The organism is Kosakonia sp. SOY2, from assembly GCF_027109175.1.
Lineage (GTDB): Bacteria > Pseudomonadota > Gammaproteobacteria > Enterobacterales > Enterobacteriaceae > Kosakonia.
In genome coordinates this window covers 1,488,423-1,505,543 of sequence record NZ_JAPVXH010000001.1, presented here as the reverse complement: position 1 = coordinate 1,505,543, position 17,121 = coordinate 1,488,423, and the positions used below count along the sequence as shown (strand labels likewise).

At 53.4% G+C, this 17,121-nt stretch carries 16 protein-coding genes; 7 read left to right on the top strand and 9 right to left on the bottom strand.

Features of this window, described 5'->3' with window-relative positions; translation table 11 throughout:
• Positions 1-10: 10 nt before the first annotated feature.
• The 3 genes from O3S68_RS07115 to crrC all read right to left on the bottom strand — a co-directional run bounded on the left by O3S68_RS07115 (position 11) and on the right by crrC (position 4,744).
• Positions 11-3,124: a multidrug efflux RND transporter permease subunit gene (locus O3S68_RS07115; RefSeq protein WP_269231131.1), complete on the bottom strand. Its 3,114-nt coding sequence runs from the start codon at positions 3,122-3,124 to the stop codon at positions 11-13.
• A 38-nt stretch (positions 3,125-3,162) separates the two neighbouring features.
• Positions 3,163-4,086 (bottom strand): ABC transporter six-transmembrane domain-containing protein, encoded by a 924-nt coding sequence (locus O3S68_RS07110; RefSeq protein ID WP_016495758.1) that lies wholly within the window; start codon positions 4,084-4,086, stop codon positions 3,163-3,165.
• A gap of 271 nt (positions 4,087-4,357) precedes the next feature.
• A complete protein-coding gene (gene crrC / locus O3S68_RS24275; RefSeq protein ID WP_045509591.1) occupies positions 4,358-4,744 on the bottom strand; it encodes a colistin resistant protein CrrC in 387 nt (128 codons plus the stop codon).
• Between the two features lie 435 nt (positions 4,745-5,179).
• Here crrC and O3S68_RS07105 point away from each other — a divergent pair, with 435 nt between their 5' ends.
• Both O3S68_RS07105 and O3S68_RS07100 read left to right on the top strand, forming a co-directional pair.
• Positions 5,180-5,884, top strand: coding sequence for a response regulator (locus tag O3S68_RS07105; RefSeq protein ID WP_016495761.1), 705 nt, complete (start codon positions 5,180-5,182; stop codon positions 5,882-5,884).
• Positions 5,881-6,954 carry an ATP-binding protein gene (locus O3S68_RS07100; RefSeq protein ID WP_269231130.1) on the top strand — a complete coding sequence of 358 codons (1,074 nt, stop codon included), beginning with the start codon at positions 5,881-5,883 and terminating at the stop codon, positions 6,952-6,954. Before O3S68_RS07105 ends, O3S68_RS07100 begins: the two co-directional genes overlap by 4 nt.
• Here the strand turns inward: O3S68_RS07100 and O3S68_RS07095 are convergent, their stop codons facing one another.
• The gene (locus O3S68_RS07095; RefSeq protein ID WP_269231129.1) at positions 6,955-7,887 is read right to left on the bottom strand and encodes an ATP-grasp fold amidoligase family protein; all 933 of its coding nucleotides are present in this window, start codon (positions 7,885-7,887) and stop codon (positions 6,955-6,957) included. It abuts the gene before it with no gap.
• 369 nt (positions 7,888-8,256) lie between these two features.
• Between O3S68_RS07095 and O3S68_RS07090 the strand changes: the two genes are divergently transcribed.
• The 3 genes from O3S68_RS07090 to O3S68_RS07080 all read left to right on the top strand — a co-directional run bounded on the left by O3S68_RS07090 (position 8,257) and on the right by O3S68_RS07080 (position 10,611).
• Positions 8,257-8,532 carry a hypothetical protein gene (locus tag O3S68_RS07090; protein WP_016495764.1) on the top strand — a complete coding sequence of 92 codons (276 nt, stop codon included), beginning with the start codon at positions 8,257-8,259 and terminating at the stop codon, positions 8,530-8,532.
• A gap of 111 nt (positions 8,533-8,643) precedes the next feature.
• On the top strand, positions 8,644-9,054 hold the full coding sequence (locus O3S68_RS07085) for an ASCH domain-containing protein (RefSeq protein ID WP_269231128.1): 411 nt from the start codon (positions 8,644-8,646) through the stop codon (positions 9,052-9,054).
• Positions 9,055-9,432: 378 nt separating this feature from the next.
• Positions 9,433-10,611 (top strand): alpha/beta hydrolase-fold protein, encoded by a 1,179-nt coding sequence (locus tag O3S68_RS07080; protein WP_269231127.1) that lies wholly within the window; start codon positions 9,433-9,435, stop codon positions 10,609-10,611.
• A 74-nt stretch (positions 10,612-10,685) separates the two neighbouring features.
• On the opposite strand, the gene O3S68_RS07075 is transcribed toward O3S68_RS07080, so the two are convergent.
• From O3S68_RS07075 to O3S68_RS07065, 3 genes are read right to left on the bottom strand one after another with little or no spacing between them, the layout of a single operon-like run.
• Complete coding sequence (locus O3S68_RS07075; protein ID WP_269231126.1) at positions 10,686-11,597, bottom strand: efflux RND transporter periplasmic adaptor subunit; 912 nt, start codon at positions 11,595-11,597, stop codon at positions 10,686-10,688.
• Entirely contained in the window at positions 11,594-11,809 is a 216-nt protein-coding gene (locus O3S68_RS07070; RefSeq protein WP_269231125.1) for a DUF1656 domain-containing protein, read from the bottom strand. The genes O3S68_RS07075 and O3S68_RS07070 overlap by 4 nt, the downstream gene beginning before the upstream one ends.
• A complete protein-coding gene (locus O3S68_RS07065; RefSeq protein WP_442913102.1) occupies positions 11,802-13,874 on the bottom strand; it encodes an FUSC family protein in 2,073 nt (690 codons plus the stop codon). Before O3S68_RS07065 ends, O3S68_RS07070 begins: the two co-directional genes overlap by 8 nt.
• 77 nt (positions 13,875-13,951) lie before the next feature.
• Here O3S68_RS07065 and O3S68_RS07060 point away from each other — a divergent pair, with 77 nt between their 5' ends.
• On the top strand, positions 13,952-14,746 hold the full coding sequence (locus O3S68_RS07060; RefSeq protein WP_269231124.1) for an AraC family transcriptional regulator: 795 nt from the start codon (positions 13,952-13,954) through the stop codon (positions 14,744-14,746).
• Between the two features lie 69 nt (positions 14,747-14,815).
• Here the strand turns inward: O3S68_RS07060 and O3S68_RS07055 are convergent, their stop codons facing one another.
• Positions 14,816-15,175, bottom strand: a complete 360-nt coding sequence (locus O3S68_RS07055; RefSeq protein WP_045509570.1) for a DUF1304 domain-containing protein — start codon at positions 15,173-15,175, stop codon at positions 14,816-14,818.
• A 183-nt stretch (positions 15,176-15,358) separates the two neighbouring features.
• On the opposite strand from O3S68_RS07055, the gene O3S68_RS07050 reads away from it, so the two are divergent.
• Complete coding sequence (locus O3S68_RS07050) at positions 15,359-16,027, top strand: class I SAM-dependent methyltransferase (protein ID WP_269231123.1); 669 nt, start codon at positions 15,359-15,361, stop codon at positions 16,025-16,027.
• Positions 16,028-16,157: 130 nt separating this feature from the next.
• Here the strand turns inward: O3S68_RS07050 and O3S68_RS07045 are convergent, their stop codons facing one another.
• The gene (locus O3S68_RS07045) at positions 16,158-17,117 is read right to left on the bottom strand and encodes a YbgA family protein (protein WP_016495773.1); all 960 of its coding nucleotides are present in this window, start codon (positions 17,115-17,117) and stop codon (positions 16,158-16,160) included.
• Between the last annotated feature and the right edge of the window lie 4 nt (positions 17,118-17,121).

Here is a 17,121-nt window from a genome sequence, read left to right as displayed (position 1 = left end):
TGGTTATACGTCACGCTTTGGGTTTATTTATGGATCGCAAACTCCTGTCAAAAAATGCTGTCACCACAATAAAAAATACCGGCACAAAGAAAATCGCGAATACGGTGCCGCTGATCATGCCCCCGAAAACCCCAATACCGATGGCATTCTGCGTGCTGGCGCTGGCACCACTGGCGAGCATCAGGGGAACAACGCCCAGCGTGAAGGCTAACGAGGTCATCAAAATCGGGCGCAGCCGTTGTCGGGACGCCATGAATGTTGCCTCCAGGGTGCTCATGCCCTGGTGGCGTAGCTGCCGGGCAAATTCGACAATCAAAATGGCGTTTTTGGCTGAAAGACCAATCAGGGTAATTAGGTCCACTTTGAAAAAGACATCGTTGGTCATACTGGCAGCGCTAACAGCAATAAGCGCGCCGATAAGCCCCAACGGCACGGCCAGCATCACGGAAACGGGAATTGACCAGCTTTCATACAGTGCCGCCAGCACCAGAAATACCACCAGCACAGACAGGAGGATTAACCCTGGCAACTGGGACGCCGAGGCTTTCTCCTGCAACGAACTGCCCGCCCACTCGCCGGTAAACCCTGGCGGTAATGCCTTTGCCAGTTGCTCCATAGTTTTCATCGCTTCACCACTGGCGTGACCCGAAGCGGCGCTGCCGGTAATGCGAATGGCCGGGTATCCTTGATAACGATTGAGTTGCTGCGGGGCCTGGTGCCAGGCCGAGGTGACAAAAGCTGAAAGTGGCACCATTTCCCCGAGCCGGTTTTTTACGGATATTTTTAACAGCGTTTCAGGCTGCATTCGGTAGGCCGCATCGGCCTGCACAATGACCTGCTGGACACGGCCAGCATTGGTGTAGTCATTGACATAGTTTGAACCCGAGGTGACAGAAATAGCCTGATTGATCTCCTCAAACGATACGCCTAACGCTTGCGCTTTTTCCCGGTCGATGTTCAGGGAAATAGAGGCCCCCTCGGGTAATCCATCGATATAGACATCCGCAAGATTTGCACTCTTGTTTGCCTGTAAAACCAGCCTGTCTGCGGCCTGTTTCAGCGCCTCGTAGCCTTTGCCCGCTCTGTCTTCAACATAAAAGGTGAACCCGGAAGAGGTGCCCATATCAGCGATAGCGGGCGGCAGCAGGCTCATGGTTACCGCGTCGGGCACGGATTGCATTTTTGCCTGAATGAGATCGGCTTCATCTTGGGCTGCGATGCCCTTGCGCGAGGACCACGCTTTTAAGGTCGTAAAAGCCAGCGCGGAGTTTTGCCCCGAGCCTGAAAAACCGAAACCGAGGATCATAATATTGCTATCAACGGCTTGCCGTGCCGCTACCTCATCTTCATAGCGTTTCACCACCGCGAGCGTGCGCTGCATCGTGGCCTCGGAGGGAAGCTGGATGGAGGACATAAAATAGCCCTGATCCTCTTCGGGCAAAAAAGAGGATGGCAGCGTGATTAACCCCATCACCAGGGCCGCGCACAGCGCGGCATAAAGCAGCATCATCCGCCCGGTTCGCTTTACGACATACCCCAGTCCCGCGGTATAACGTGAAGAGAGCATCTGAAAAGAACGGTTAAACCCGGCGGCAAATCTTCCCGCTGAAGTCGCATTTTTCTGATGCGGCTTCAGCAGGGTGGCACAGAGCGCAGGCGTCAGCGTTAAAGCTAAAAAAGCGGAGAACAGGATCGATACCGCCATCGAAACCGTGAACTGGCGGTAAATCACCCCGACCGAACCGCTGGCAAAGGCCATCGGGATAAACACGGCGGTGAGCACCAGCGTAATGCCAATAATCGCCGGTGTGATTTCCCGCATCGCTTCGCGGGTCGCCTCGCGCGCCGGGAGGCCTTTTTCTGCCATCAGTCGCTCAACGTTCTCGACGACAACAATCGCGTCATCGACGATGATACCAATGGCTAACACCATGCCAAACATGGTCAGAATATTGATGGAATAGCCGCTTAGCAGCATCACGGTGAATGTCCCGAGCAGCGCCACCGGAACAACAATGGCCGGGATGAGCGTGCAACGGATGTTGTGCAAAAAGATCAGCATCACCAGAAAAACCAGCACCATCGCTTCGGCTAACGTTTGTACCACTTTGATGATCGACGCTTTGACAAAAGGGGCGGTGTCGAACGGAACGGTAAACGCCATGCCCTGCGGCAGCGCGGTGCTCAGTTCGGCCAGTCGCTGATGAATCCCTGCGGCAGTGCTGATGGCATTCGCGCCTGGTGAAAGCTGAATCGCTGCTGCCGTTGCCGGAACGCCATTTTCCCGGATGCCATAGGTATAACTCTGTAACCCAGACTCCACGCGTGCGATATCGCCAAGCGTCAGACGCGCGCCGTCCGTGGTCGCTTTGAGGGTGATATTTTTAAATTCCGCAACAGAGGTGAGTTGCCCCTTCACGGTTAACGGATAAGTGACGTCCTGGCCCGGCAGCGCCGGTTCGTCTCCCGATCTGCCGGGTGAAACCAGCACATTCTGTTGGCTCACCGCGCTGATGACGTCACTGGCTGAAAGCTGGTAATGGTGCATTTTTACCGGGTCAAGCCAGATGCGCATGGCTTTTTCACCGCCGAACAACTGAACCTTGCCCACGCCCGGCACGCGACGAAGTGCATCGCTGATGTTTCTGGCGAAATAATCACTCAGATCCGCCTCCTGATAGGCACCCGTTTCGGATTTCAGTCCGACCATCAGCAGAAAACCAGACTCGGCTGCTTCAACGGTGACACCGTTTTGTCTCACCGCCTGCTGTAGGCGCGGCTCCACGGTTTTTACCTTATTTTGCACATCCATCTGCGCGAGTTTGCTGTCCGTTCCGGGTTTAAACGTCACCGTGATAGACGCCATTCCGCTGGTATCGCTGGTGGACTCGAAATAGAGCAAATTGTCGACACCGGTGATCTCTCGCTCGATAAGTGAAACCACCGAGCTATTCATCATGTCAGGCGATGCGCCAGGAAAACTGACCGAAATAATAATACTCGGCGGCGCGACCGACGGATATTGTGCGACCGGAAGATGCGGGATGGATAAACACCCACTCAATATAATGAACAGTGCAACAACCCAGGCAAAGACAGGCCGGTCAATAAAAAATTGTGGCATGAAATCAATTCCGAACAATTAAGGCGAGATGAGTAAATTCAAGGTTTCTGCTGCGGTGATAATGTCCCGGTATCGACATCATCCGTCTTGACGCGTTGACCAATGTCTTTAAGTTGTGAAAACTTCTCCAGCAGTTGCGGGGCATCATCAAGGCTGGTGGCAAACATCCACATATACGTCATTACCGAATAAATATGCCCGGCGTTCACCCCCTGGGTTGAGGTCATTAATATAATGGTCAGGGTAAAGAGCAGGGCGATCAACACGCCGATCGCCAGGTATCCCAGCGCTTCACGATCGGAAAGTCTGATTCGCAAGCGGGCAAGGGAGGAATAATGGCGGTTAAGCGAGAGCGTGGTGGCTTTATGCACATAGTCCACCTCCTTCTCCAGTCGGTTATTCAGCCGGTTAAACAGCAACTCATTTTTACGGGTATAGCCTTTAAGAAAGCACGACAGAATAATGACAATAACCACACACATCACCCCGGCGTGAAACTCAATGATGAGCAGCATAATGGCCGCGCCAAAAAGGGAAATAATCGAGGTCATCAGCATCGGCAGATGCATCTCAAAGAAATCAACAAATTCACGGGCTAACACCACCCGCGCGGCGATGGTTGAGTGATTAAGCTGATATTTACGCTGCGCAATAATAACCGATACGGCAAGACCGGCATAAATGCGTGCAAATGTGCGCGTATCGATGCTGCGACGGGTTGCACCGAGGATCCAGATAAAGAGGATCATCAGCCCATACAGCGCGGCTGTAAGGGCATTTCCCGCCAGAATCGCGTTGATAGCGATGCCCGCCAGCACGGGATACAACAAATAGGTCACGTTTTCCGCAATCACCAGCAAAAAAGTCACCGAGAGCTTTTTCCCGTTTTTTACGGCCAGATGTTTTAATGTCCTTTTCACATTTTCAGTGGAGGACGGTGGGTGTTTATTTATCGACGTCATTATAAAAAAGTATCTACCCGGTATGGATGAACAATCCTGGCTTACCTTTATGCTTAATCACCCCTGCGCTTTCATTGCGAGCCGATTAACATATGCGCCAGAATTACAGTGCATTGATGCAGTGTATCGTTTTGATGTTTACGCAGAATGGCTGCTTTATGGAGGCTATATGGAGGCAGCTAGTTTATCTGCGATATAAAGATGCCAGAATTTTCTCGCTACCTGTCACCACGCTTATCGCCAAAAATCGTTGCTTCGCATTCAACAAGATTCAGAGGATCCGCAATAAAAGGTACATCGGCGTAACGCCGAGGAAAATAATCAAAAAACACTCATAATAAAAACTAAAATCATAAATATCAGGAAACCTCAGTAACAGAATATTAAAGATGAGAATAAGGTGAAGAAATATGATGACCAAAACGAAGGTGACAAGCGCCAGCTCTTTCAGTACGCCCGCTTTTTCCTGTAGCAAAAACAATAAAAGTGAAACGCTTAACGCCGAATAGATAAACGGCGATGAAAGCAGCGTCGCACCTACTTTTTCCTCAACGTTGTGCATCAAAATAAGCCATATATAGAACATTCCCCATAACCATAGCGAAAATATCATCAATGAACTGATTTTTTCAGCGGTGAGCTTCCGTAAGTACTTCATTGATATTTCTACTCCGAAAGATAGCGTTACCGGTAATGAAATAAGATGTTTTTACCGTGTTTATTTATGTCATCGTTTTCCAGTAACACGTTATTTTCTATGCCTTAGTTTCTATTGTTATCCAGGACTGTGGAAAATTGATTACCCGAATGTGGAGCGAGTGTGTACGTCTGCCTGGTAAATATTCACTTGCGGATGTTGCCGTCAGACATTGAGAAAAAAATGAGACGTCAGTGAGTTTACCTGGATGCAACTTTCGTCGCACAACCGGGTCTCATGTTCGCTGATGACCTGCGCGTTATTGCCTGGCTTCAGAAACAGCTTAGAAAAACGGCATTTGTCTCAGTGCATTAACCGCAGCGAAAACATCGGTGTATGCTTTCGCGCAAGCCAGGTCACAGAATGCCTGCAATATCAGTGGTGGGTGGAGAAATCATGAACGACAACTATCTTATTCTTGTTGCTGAAGATGATGATGAAATAGCGGATATTCTGACCAGTTATATTCAGCGTTCGGGGATGCGCACCCTGCGCGCGGCGGACGGCGAGCAGGCAATAGATACCTGTCGGCTGAAAAAGCCTGATTTGGTATTACTGGATATCCAGTTGCCGGTGTTTGATGGCTGGACTGTCCTTTCCACACTGCGAAAAGAGAGCAATATTCCGGTCATCATGGTTACGGCACTGGATCAGGATATCGACAAACTGATGGGGCTGCGGCTTGGCGCGGATGATTACGTCGTTAAACCTTTCAATCCCACTGAAGTGGTCGCACGTATCGAAGCTGTGCTGCGCAGGGCAAAGGCCAGCCACGAACAACTCCACAATAAGCCTATCCGCACCCCCTTTTTAACGGTGTATCCGCAAGATTTTTATGTGGAGATCAATGGTTGCGGCGAGGTTATCTCTCCCTTACTGACAACGACCGAATTCAAACTGCTGGCCTATCTGGCGCGTAACCCGCGCAAAGTCTGCTCGCGCGAAGAGTTGCTCAATGCCTGCCTGCCGGAAGGTGATACCCTGGATCGCACGGTGGACAGCCATATGAGCAAGTTGCGCAAAAAGCTGGAAAACTGCGGATTAAAAGGGGTTCCGGAAAGTATTCGCGGCATGGGTTACCGGTTAGGTGAAAACAAATGAACAAAGGCCATCCGTTAAGCCGCCAGGTTCTGGCGTTTATGATTTCGCTGACGCTGACGGTTATGGCTGTCTCGGTTATCGGCTCCTACCTGTTTTATACCTTTATCATTTATTACATTCCCGGCGGGGCAATGGCCGGGAATGAGGATCAGATGACCTATCTGGACTGGTTATGGATCCTGATTGCTTCCGCGATAAGTTTATCCATCTCGCTTTTTTTTACGGTAAAACTGTCGGCAAGAATATTGACCCCGTTAAGCTCCGTTGCGACCAGCCTGCGCAGGATAGCCCAGGGCGATCTGGGCGCGCGGGCGTTTTGCGCCAGTTCCCATCTGGGTGAGCTTAATCATCTGGTTAATGACTTCAATGAGATGGCAGAAAAACTACAAACAATGGATGCGCAGCGCAGATCCTGGAATGCCGCCATCGCCCATGAACTGCGCACGCCGGTTACCATTCTGCGGGGCCGTTTACAGGGGCTGGTGGATGGCGTATTCGAGCCAAATCCAACCTTGTTTAACAATCTGCTTAAACAAACCGAGGGTTTATCCAGCCTGATAGAAGATCTGCGGGTGGTGAGTTCATCCGGCGGGGCCGAATTTACGTTAACGCTCGCGGAAGTGGATTTGCAGGAGATCATTCAGAGCGCGGTGGATTCCTTTGCGCTGGAATTTAAACGCAGCCATTTTACCGTCGCGACCGAATTACACCCCCAGCAATGCCAGTGCGATCCGCTGCGAATCATTCAGTGTCTGACTGTCCTTTTCGATAACGCGATAAAATATGCCACCTCTAAAAGCATGGTGATCCGCCACGGCGCGAATGAACACGAGAACTTTATTCTTATTGAGGATGGGGGGCCGGGGATCCCGGAGGCGTTTCATAAATTTATGTTTCACCCCTTTCAGCGCGGCGCCAGCGCAAGGGATACCAATCCGGGAGGCTGTGGGCTGGGACTATCAGTGCTGAAAGCCATCATGCTTGCCCATCAGGGCGACGTTACCTACACGTTAACCGATCAGGGCCATTCTATTTTTCGCCTCTCATGGCCCCTACGGAAACAACCGTGATTACGCTTTCTGTGTCTGCAATTGCGGGTTGGTTTGTCTCGCGGCCATATTCCACATCTCACCCAGCCGGGTATCCCACTCTGGCGGTGAGATTTGTAACTTGCCGCGCCGGGGGCTGAGGGTGATTTCACTGAAATAAATAACATCACGCTGCAGCATAAGATCAATTCGGCAATAATCGATCCCGGTTGACAGCTCCTGCGCAGCGGTTATTGCCTTATGCAATAATTCCGGTTCAGGTATCGCCCCGGGGGTATTGGGATATTCCATCTGAAAGGGCTGCAACTGCCAGCAGCGATTGTAGACATTAATAAAACCGTGACCGGCATCATCGGTAAAGTCTGCTTCGATAAAACCCGCGATGCCGTGAAAACAGTGTATTCTTAGCATTTCTGGCGTGCGGCTTTTGTCTCTTTCGGAAAATAAATCAATGTATTTTTCGCACAATATAACCGGTTTGATGTTTTTATACTGCCATTCCCGGGTGGTGTAATACATATTTTTGCGCAGGGCAAAATCCAGCTTCTGCAGCGCGCGCGCAATATTGAGTTTGTCCTTATCGGTGCATATTACTGCGCTACCACTGTCGTGATTACACTTCAGCACAAACTTGTCCGGTAACTGGCTGAAATCGATGCTTTGCACGTTGTCATAGACGCAAAGCAAGGTGGGTAATTGTACTTTCTGCGTACGCGTCGCAACGTAATCGCGCACCGCCAGTTTATCTGCCAGCCGCGTATAGAGTGGGTTATGGTCATGCATCATTCGGTAGCATATTTTTTCGCTCAGCGTCACCGGATTAACCAGATCGGGGGTTCTGCCCGTGAGTCTTTTTAATCTCTTGCTATGAAACTGGTGATCCTGAACCATAGCGGTTAAAAGTTTTCGACCCAGATACTCGGTGTATTTCATGAAATAGTTAAATCTGTTCATTTTTCCTCCTGCGGACAGTAAACATTCTGCAGAGGATTTATTGATTTATATTGCCGCTAATATGGAGTGACGATGGAGTGGCTATTGGTAAAACATCCTTAAACGAGTTGGCTAAGTTCTGCTTGGCAGAAGGGAACGGGCAATATCTTCTTTAAGTTAAATCTCAACACAGATACCGGCGTGTGACCGCGAAATAGGGGGCGGGAGTAAGGAAAGAGAAACGCGAATTATCTTTGCAGGAAGGTACAGGGCTTGAAGATAAAAGGGTCTTTCTTACCGGCTTAACAAATTGCGCAGAAAACAGGTTCAGAATTCACTTAAGCCAGATATATTACCCGTCGGGCCACCTTTTCTATGAGGGAGTGAGAAATGACGGATTACAGTTTTTATCAAAAAGGTAAGCAAATCGTTGTGCTGAAAAGTTCGCAAGGGGATGCCGCTTCACAACTGGTGGCGCAGGGTTTCGAAAAACAGTTTGAAGAGATCAGCGCGAGCAGTGAAAAAAACGCGCTTGCCCGCTTTGCGGATATTCGCCGTGATAACCAAATCGATCGCGAAAACTTCCTCGCCGGCGCAGGACCGATGCCGCTTATCGGTGGATTGACGGCCATTGTCACCTCTCTTGTGCGCAAAAAAGAGCAGTGATCAAAACGTAGATGGTTACGTTAATGGATGGGAAATACGGCGGCACAATGCCCGCCCTGAACGCGGGTTGCCGCGAAGTTACGCCGATAATACGCCGATAAAAGGTCCAGCATGACGAAAATTGATGAACTAAAAAACGCCTATCCCGGCGCACAGGCATGGTCATTCGGCGACCAGCCGGAGATGGCAAACGCGCTTGCACGCTTAGTGGTGAGTGGCAGAAAAACGGCCTCCTGCTGCTCGCTTGCTTCCTACCTCGCTGAAGAATCGGCAGCCAAAATCGGCAGTTATCATATTATTCTCGACGGGCAATATTCCCCGGTTTGCGTCATCAGAATGCTAGCGCTGCGCCTGGTACGCTTTTGCGATGTGACGGAAGAGTTTGCCAGAAAAGAGGGCGAGGGCGATTTAAGTCTTGAATACTGGCGCGAAGAGCACAAAGCCTTTTTTACCCGCGCGGGATTTTTCTCTGAACAGATGGAGCTTGTCGCGGAAGAGTTCGCGGTGGTTGAGGTTCTCTAAACCGTGGATTGACGGTCGATCCGCATTTCCTAATACTCCCGAGGTGAAACGCGACGGGCGCGTTTCACCTGTTTCACCTTCAAAACCCGCACCGCTGCAACAGGTCGAAAAGCTCGCCATGCAGAAACTCAGCGTGATGTTCACAGAACGTCCTCTCTTTCTTAACCCTGTTCAAAATTGGTTAAAAGTCGCTGATTTACGCAACATATATCGCAAAACGCACAGAAACAGGTTTTTAAAAATCCGCTCACTACGCAAACTTTTGCTGCCGGCCTTCGCGGGTAACATTGATCGGGCGGGCTGGCGTTCAGGTTGAAGCGTGGTGGGAATGCGCTAACACGTTCTGCCTTAACGAGAAAAACAATGAGGGAGTGGAATATGAAAACACACATTACATGGCTGGCGCTTACCGTCAGCGCGCTTGTTGCGGGCGCGACGCTTCCTGCCGTGGCCGCGCCATTACCGGCGACGCCGGATTTATCTGTGCCGGTAAGTCAGTATGTAACCCAGGTTAACGCCGATAAAAGTATTACCTTTCGCCTTTTCGCGCCGGGCGCAAAGCGGGTATCGGTGGTGACCGGTTCAACCCCGGAGAGCGTTGTTTCACACGACATGCAAAAAGATGAGCACGGCATATGGTCGTGGAAAAGCGCCGCACTGGCACCGAACCTTTACGAATATTACTTTGATGTCGATGGTTTTCGTTCGGTGGATACAGGAAGCCGGTTTCAGAAACCGCAGCGCCAGGTCAATACCAGCCTGATTCTGGTGCCGGGCAGTATTCTGGACGATCGCGCTGTGCCCCATGGCGATCTGTTGACGGTGACCTACCACGCGAAAGAACTGCGTTCAGAGCGTCGCATGTATATCTGGACGCCGCCGGGTTACAACGGTAAAGGCGAACCTCTGCCGGTGCTCTATTTCTACCATGGCTTTGGCGATACCGGCCTTTCCGCCATTGATCAGGGGCGGTTGCCGCAAATAATGGACAACCTGCTGGCCGAAGGGAAAATCAAACCCATGCTGGTGGTGGTGCCGGATACCGAAACGGATATCGTGCAGGCGATCCCGGAAAATTTCCCGCCGAAAGAGCGGCGCAAAACCTTCTATCCGCTTAATGCCAAAGCGGCAGATCGCGAACTGATGCATGACATTATTCCGCTGGTCGATGCCCGCTTTAATGTGCGCAAGGATGCTGGCGGACGTGCGCTGGCCGGGCTCTCACAAGGGGGCTTTCAGGCACTGGTTTCCGGGATGAACCATCTGGACAGCTTTGGCTGGCTGGCGACATTCAGTGGTGTCACCACCGCCACCGTCCCGGATGCGGGTGTGACGGCGCAGCTCAATAAGCCGCAGGAAGTGAATAAGCAGTTGCATAACTTCACGTTGGTGGTGGGCGAAAAAGATACCGTCACCGGGAAGGATATTGCCGGGCTTAAAAAAGAACTGGAGCAAAAGGGCATCACGTTTAGCTATAAAGCGTATCCCGGTCTGGGGCATGAAATGGATGTCTGGCGTCCCGCCTATGCTGAGTTTGTGCAGAAACTGTTTAAATAAGGCGTTGCCGTATCGTCCGCTGGCGCTGAACAGGCTGCCAGCGGACAAAATCAAGACAACATTTAACGCTTTGGTTATTCACCGGTTATGCGGGCGAGTAACGATGGGGAAGTTTTCCGCCCGGTAGTCTCCACTGACACCGTGGCGGATAACCCCGCCACTAACTCCACGCCTGCGGGCAACTTATCGATATGAATGCGGACCGGTACGCGCTGCGCAAGTCGCACCCAGCTAAAGGTGGGGTTGACGTCCGGCAGGCCAAGACCACCCGTTTCGTCATTGCTGTCGCCGATGCCGTGCCCGATGCTCTCAACGTGACCGGTGATGACGGGTTCAAACCCCATCAGCGCGATGTGTGCGCGATTTCCGACATGAATATGCCGCAGTTTTGTCTCCTCAAAATAGCCCACAACCCAGAAGCTGTTCGCATCAATGATGGCCACTTTGGTTTCCCCGGCGGTGGCGTAGTCGCCCGGACGCAGCCTGAGATGCGTGACATAGCCCGCTACCGGCGCGCGCACCGTGGCATGCGATAAATTTAGTTGTGCCAGTTCCAGCGCCGCCAGCGCGCCGTGATAATTCGCCACTGCGATGCTGGCCGCACTGCCTGTTTGTTGTAAGTCTTCGCCGGAGATCACGCCTTTAATTTGCGAACGCCTTGTCGCCGCATCCTGGCGCATTAACATCTCATGGCGTTTCGCCTCGACATCCGCCTGCGCGCTGGCTACCGCCAGCTTCAGCCAGTGCGGATCGAACGAATAGAGCACATCGCCACGATTAACCCACTGGTTATCGCGAACGGCAACATTTGCCACCGGCCCGGAAACATCCGGCGCTATCTGCACCACATCAGCACGCACCCGACCATCACGGGTCCAGGGACGCTGCGCGTAATGTTTCCACATCAGGTAAGCAAGGAGGGTTGCCACCAGCACGGCGCTTAACGTCAGTGCATAACGGCTTAACAGAGAAAAAAAGGATTTCATGCGACTAACCCCAGCGCGTTCAGTCCCTGCATAAGCAGGAAAAAAGTAACAATGTAAGTGGCAAAACTCATCAGCGGACGCCAGGGCAGGCGCCGAAGGGGTCTGATGAAGGTGAAAAGCGGCACCCATAACAGCGTGAGCAGTAACGCCGCCAGCGCGATCACCAGCAGCCCGGGCACGTATACGCCAGCGAGATTGAGATCATTAACCATCGTTCGGCTCCTTATTGTGTTCACGCAAGGCACAGTGCAGATCCAGCAGGCTGTCGGTGAGTTTTTGTGAAAGCGCATGCGGCGATTGCGCGTGGCGGTCAATCAGGGTGTGAAGGTGCGGGCCTGGCGCAGGCGAGTCGGTATGGTGGATAAGCCGTTCAAGAAGCAGGCTTATCTCAACGGCGGTTTTACGGCTAACTTGCGTTTGCAAGCGACGTAAATGCACTACCGCAAGGCCGATACGCAAAGCCTGCAACATCGCCTGCAGCACATCTCCGGCTGCCTGTTCGCTGCGTTGCAGGCGCGGCAGTAACAACGCCGCTCTGTCCATCATCAGATTGGTCCAGTGCACTTCATCAAGCATCATGACGCCTTTCACACTGCGCCTGATATCGCGTTGGCAAATGCGCAGCAGGCGCTGGATGGCGGCATCGGCCTGCACGGTTTGCAGCAACCCCATACCCAGAACCGCGAAGCCGGTGGCGGCAAAAAGCGCGATGGCGGTATTGACGGCGGTGGCGAAATCACCGCTGTAGTGCGCTCCCAGCTCACATAAGATGGGCAGCGTCAGCGTGATCCCCATCGCCATAAAGGTGGTAGCCGGTCGCGCCTGTAACGATCCGGCCCACAGATAGACCGGCGCCAGCACTGCCACCAGCACCGCGAAATCTGTCACCTGGGGAAGCAGGGCAAAGCTGTAGAGCAGGCTCACCATCACCCCCCAGGCGGAACCTATCATGTATTTCACAATATGCGGCACCGGGGTATCGAAACTGCCGAACAGCGTGCAGCAGACCCCGAGAATGGAGACCGCCGTCGCGCCATCGGGCCAGGCGGAATAAATCCAGATCAGGCAACCACAGAGGATGATGACAAACGCCCCCAGCGCCGTGCGCGCTGCAGACAGGCTGTCGCGGTGAAAGACATAGCCTTTCGCCGGTTTATCTTCTGCTGGTTGTTGCGCCGGTTTTGCCTGCGCGAGTGCGTTCGCGAGCCGCTCGCAGTGCAGCAACAGGATAATGGCTTCATGGAGGTGACGGACAAGGTTCATCTGCAGCGCCGTTTCAAAGGTCAGCGCCTCTGCGGCGGCAAGCCGGGCAAGCCGTTTGGTTAATATCGCGCAGCGTTCTGCCAGCGCTTGTCCGGTGATTTTCCGTTTTGCGCTATCTTCCCCGACGAGCCAGCTTTGCACCTCTTCCAGCAGCGTCTGAATATCGGCGGGCAGGGCAGTGACCATCAACAGGCGATCGTGTATTTCACCGCTGACGATCAACAAACGCGCCAGCTTGTCATGCAGTGCTTTTCGCGCATGGCGCACCGGTGCCGAGAAGGCGAAGTCGTAAGGGATATGGTGGCTCAGGCCTTGCAGAAATTGTAACGCCAGCGCCAGTCGCAGATTAGCAGCCGCCTCATTGGCACTTCCCGCCAGCGCGTCTGCCAGCATCTGGCGTGCGGAATGCAGCGTTTGCGCGATTTTGCAGTTGAACAGGCCAGAGATCCGTTTTGGCAGCACATAGCGGTGAATCAGCGCCGCGCAGAAGATGCCAATCCCAATCTCCTGCACACGAACAATGGCGGTATCAAAAATCTCGCCGGGGTGAAAAACCGCCGGAAAACCGATCAGACTCGCCGTGTAACCGGCCAGCACAAAAGCGTACGCACGGGGTGTGCGCTCAAGCAGCGATAAATAGAGACAAAAGGTGATCCAGCCGGTGAGTACCACGCTACAAAAAATCGGTGTATTCACGAAAGTGGGCACAATCAACACCGTCGCCCCGGCACCCACTATTGTACCGGCTAAGCGGTAGACGCTTCTGCTCAGCGACGCGCCAACCGAGGTTTGCGACACAATATAAACGGTAATGATCGCCCATGAGGGTTTTTCAAGGCCAATCGATAAGGCGATGTAATAAGCGAGCATCGCCGCAGCAAAGCTCTTGGCGGAATAGAGTAATGCGTTGGCATCGCCCGCCACTGTGACGGAACCCAACATCGCGCCCATACGACGACGCAGGGCAGATAAATCGCGCAACAAACGGCGGGGTGAGAAATCAATTTTGTTCATGGCGGGAAGTATTACCGGCTTGCGCACGCCATTAAATACTCTATTCTGTCAAAAAATACCTGAATGTTGCCAATCGTATGCCAACCCGTTATGCCACGACCCTGTTTGATCCCGACACCACCGACTGCCCGGCGGTGGCGCGTCGTCTCGATTTTGTTGATTACGAAGCCGAAGTGCCGGTGCATACCCACCGTAAAGGGCAGTTAATTATTGCGCTGTATGGCGCGGTGACTTGCCGGGCGGAAAATGAGATCTGGATTGTGCCGCCGCACTGCGCGGTCTGGATCCCCGGCGGCGTCGCACATAGCGTCAGCGCCACCTGGAACGCGCATCTCAATTATCTGTTTATCGAGCCTGGCGCGGCAGCGCTACCGAACCGGTGTTGCACGCTGGCGATCTCCCAGTTGGTCAAAGAACTGGTGGACAGACTGACAGGCGAGAGCGTCGAATACCCCGCAGACAGCCATGTTGCCAGGCTGACCAGAGTCACGCTCGACGAGTTAGCCACCATGCCGCAGCAAAACGTCAGTTTGCCCGTTTCAGCGAACGCCAAAATCCGCGCGATGGCACAGGCGCTGGTAAACCATCCCGACGATCGCAGCACCTTTAAAGCATGGGCAAAGCGGCTGGCGCTCAGCGAACGCTCGCTGGCGCGTTTGATGCTGCGCGAAACCGGGCTGAGCTTCGGGCGCTGGCGGCAACAGCTCCATCTGGTGATTGCCTTGCGGGAGCTGGCGAGTGGTGTCTCGGTGCAAAATGTGGCGGCAAAACTGGGGTATGAATCGGTGAACGCCTTTATCACCATGTTCAGAAAAGCGATGGGCAGCACGCCCGCGCACTACTTTGCGGAACAACAAAAAGCGCCGCGCTAAGCGACGCGTCTGCACATCGCGGCTTCCCGTTGCGGCCATTTAGCCCGGCAGGAAAAACAGTACTCACTGTCACGACATCTGCTGCACCAGCAACGCAATCAGCGCCAGCAGAGCCGGCAGCGCCTGCACATAAAGGATTTTACGGCTGGCGGTGACCGCGCCGAAAACCCCGGCAATCAGCACGCAGATAAGAAAGAAAAAGAGTACCGCCACGCCGCGCTCAGCGAGCCACAACCCCCACAATAACCCTGCGGCAAGAAAGCCATTGTACAGCCCCTGGTTTGCGGCCAGAACGCGGGTTTCGCGAGCAAACTCCGCGCTCAGGTTAAAGGCTTTGCGGCCTGTTTTTGTGTCCCAGAGGAACATTTCCAGCACCAGAATGTAGAGATGAATGACGGCAACAATGGCGACAAGAATTTTGGCTAACACAGGAAACCTTACGGAATGAGGGCAGGTGAAAGGGAGTATAGATAATTGCGCGGGGGGCAGCAGCAAGTGCGTTTAACAAAACGCGCAATAGCATTCACCCTTTGATGCGCGCACTATAGCGGCACAACGTTTAACCACCATCAAAATGCGTGACGACAGGTTTGCCCGGACGTGAGGTGCTCAATGGATATTTACGAAAAACAGTATCAGGAACTGCAAGCCAGCGGTGCCGAAGCCTGGGCTGGCGACGGTTACCAACGCGCGAAAGCGCAACAACAGCAGGTTTTTGCCTGGCTCAGCCAGCAACATTATCTTCCGCAACCCGGTGCGACCATCCTGGAACTTGGCTGTGGCAATGGTGCCATGGCGGCGCACTATTTTGCCCTGCGAGGCGATACCGTCTGGGGCGTGGATTTCGCGCCAACCGCCATCGAATGGGCGAAAGCGCGCTTTACGCAGGCGGGCCTGCCCGCGCACTTTTTCACGGGCGATGTCTGCCATCTCCCACAATGTGACGATGCCATGTTTGATCTGATTGTGGATGGCAGTTGTCTGCACTGTCTCATTGGCGATGCCCGGCAGCGCTGCCTGGCCGAAGTCAGGCGGTTGCTCAAACCGACAGGGTACTTTGTTATCAGCTCAATGTGCGGGCTGCCGCGCTACGCCGGGGATATTGCGGCTTACGATAGCGACCAGCAGTGTCTGCTCAGGCAGGGGCAAGCCTGGCGCACGCTTAAACCCTTGGCTGATTTGCTCGAGGAAGTACAAAACGCGCAGTTTGTCGTGCATGCAAGCCTAGTGAACGAGAATCCGTGGTGGGATCATGCCACCATCGTCTGTTCCGCGCGGTGAGTTGCCCCCTCTCTTCAGGATCGCATAAGCCGCTGGCAATGCCGGAAAAAAAAAGACGACACTACGATGTCGTCTAAAGGGGGGTGGTTCAGGAGCCCGTAAGGGTCATTCGGGCTTTCTTGTCATTAATTCAGTGAACGGTCAGACGCAGCGCCAGATCGTCGGGGTAGGGGGTAAAGTAGCGCTGTTTCGCCAGGTAGCCATCCGGGTATTCGGCGAGATAGTGCTTTAACAGCGTGATCGGGGCGAGGATCGGCAGCCGCCCGTTGCGATAATTGAGGATCACATCGCGCAGTTCGCCCCGCTGACGGCTGTTCAAATGTTCGCGGAAATAGCCCTGAATATGCATCAGCACATTGGTATGGTTCTCCCGGGAAGCATTTTTTTTCAGGATGGCCATCAGCTTTTCGCGATACACCCTGAAGAAGGCATCCAGATCTTCCCACTCATGCAGGGAGGCGACGAACGGGCCAATCTGCCGGTAGCCCGCCTGATGGTGCGCCAGCAATTGCAGTTTGTAGCGGCTGTGAAATTCCAGCAGGCCGTGGCGCGTCAGGCCGTTGGCCCGCAAAGTATTGAGTTCATGCAGGGCGAAAACGCGCTCGACAAAGTTTTCCCGCAGCAGAGGATCGTGCAGGCGACCATCTTCCTCCACCGGCAACCACGGGTATTTCGCCAGCAGCGCAGCGGTAAAAAGCCCAACCCCTTCTTTACGCCCGCGCTGACCATTTTCGTCATACAGCCGCACGCGCTCCATGCCGCAGCTTGGCGATTTCGCGCAGACGATAAACCCGGCTAATCCCTCCTGGCGGGCGAGATATGCCTCGGCGAATTCGGCCATTTTCTCTGTCACATCGTCGTGCGGGGCGTGGCTAAAGCGCATACGGATATCCCCGGCGGTGGTCTGCACCAGACGCAGCGCCGGGCGCGGCACGGGCAGGCCGATGCCCATCTCCGGGCAGACGGGTTTGAACGTGACCCACCGCGCCAGCTCGTCCATCACGAAGCCCATGCGTTTATGCCCGCCGTCAAAACGGACGGTGGAGCCGGTTAAACAGCCGCTGATACCAATCATGGGTGGGGTTTTCATGGCG

Excerpts from the sequence above, each read along its gene's own strand:
- O3S68_RS07115 (WP_269231131.1), bottom strand. The coding sequence starts at position 3,124 with ATGCCACAATTTTTTATTGACCGGCCTGTCTTTGCCTGGGTTGTTGCA.
- O3S68_RS07110 (WP_016495758.1), bottom strand. The coding sequence starts at position 4,086 with ATGACGTCGATAAATAAACACCCACCGTCCTCCACTGAAAATGTGAAA.
- crrC (WP_045509591.1), bottom strand. The coding sequence starts at position 4,744 with ATGAAGTACTTACGGAAGCTCACCGCTGAAAAAATCAGTTCATTGATG.
- O3S68_RS07105 (WP_016495761.1), top strand. The coding sequence starts at position 5,180 with ATGAACGACAACTATCTTATTCTTGTTGCTGAAGATGATGATGAAATA.
- O3S68_RS07100 (WP_269231130.1), top strand. The coding sequence starts at position 5,881 with ATGAACAAAGGCCATCCGTTAAGCCGCCAGGTTCTGGCGTTTATGATT.
- O3S68_RS07095 (WP_269231129.1), bottom strand. The coding sequence starts at position 7,887 with ATGAACAGATTTAACTATTTCATGAAATACACCGAGTATCTGGGTCGA.
- O3S68_RS07090 (WP_016495764.1), top strand. The coding sequence starts at position 8,257 with ATGACGGATTACAGTTTTTATCAAAAAGGTAAGCAAATCGTTGTGCTG.
- O3S68_RS07085 (WP_269231128.1), top strand. The coding sequence starts at position 8,644 with ATGACGAAAATTGATGAACTAAAAAACGCCTATCCCGGCGCACAGGCA.
- O3S68_RS07080 (WP_269231127.1), top strand. The coding sequence starts at position 9,433 with ATGAAAACACACATTACATGGCTGGCGCTTACCGTCAGCGCGCTTGTT.
- O3S68_RS07075 (WP_269231126.1), bottom strand. The coding sequence starts at position 11,597 with ATGAAATCCTTTTTTTCTCTGTTAAGCCGTTATGCACTGACGTTAAGC.
- O3S68_RS07070 (WP_269231125.1), bottom strand. The coding sequence starts at position 11,809 with ATGGTTAATGATCTCAATCTCGCTGGCGTATACGTGCCCGGGCTGCTG.
- O3S68_RS07065 (WP_442913102.1), bottom strand. The coding sequence starts at position 13,874 with ATGAACAAAATTGATTTCTCACCCCGCCGTTTGTTGCGCGATTTATCT.
- O3S68_RS07060 (WP_269231124.1), top strand. The coding sequence starts at position 13,952 with ATGCCAACCCGTTATGCCACGACCCTGTTTGATCCCGACACCACCGAC.
- O3S68_RS07050 (WP_269231123.1), top strand. The coding sequence starts at position 15,359 with ATGGATATTTACGAAAAACAGTATCAGGAACTGCAAGCCAGCGGTGCC.
- O3S68_RS07045 (WP_016495773.1), bottom strand. The coding sequence starts at position 17,117 with ATGAAAACCCCACCCATGATTGGTATCAGCGGCTGTTTAACCGGCTCC.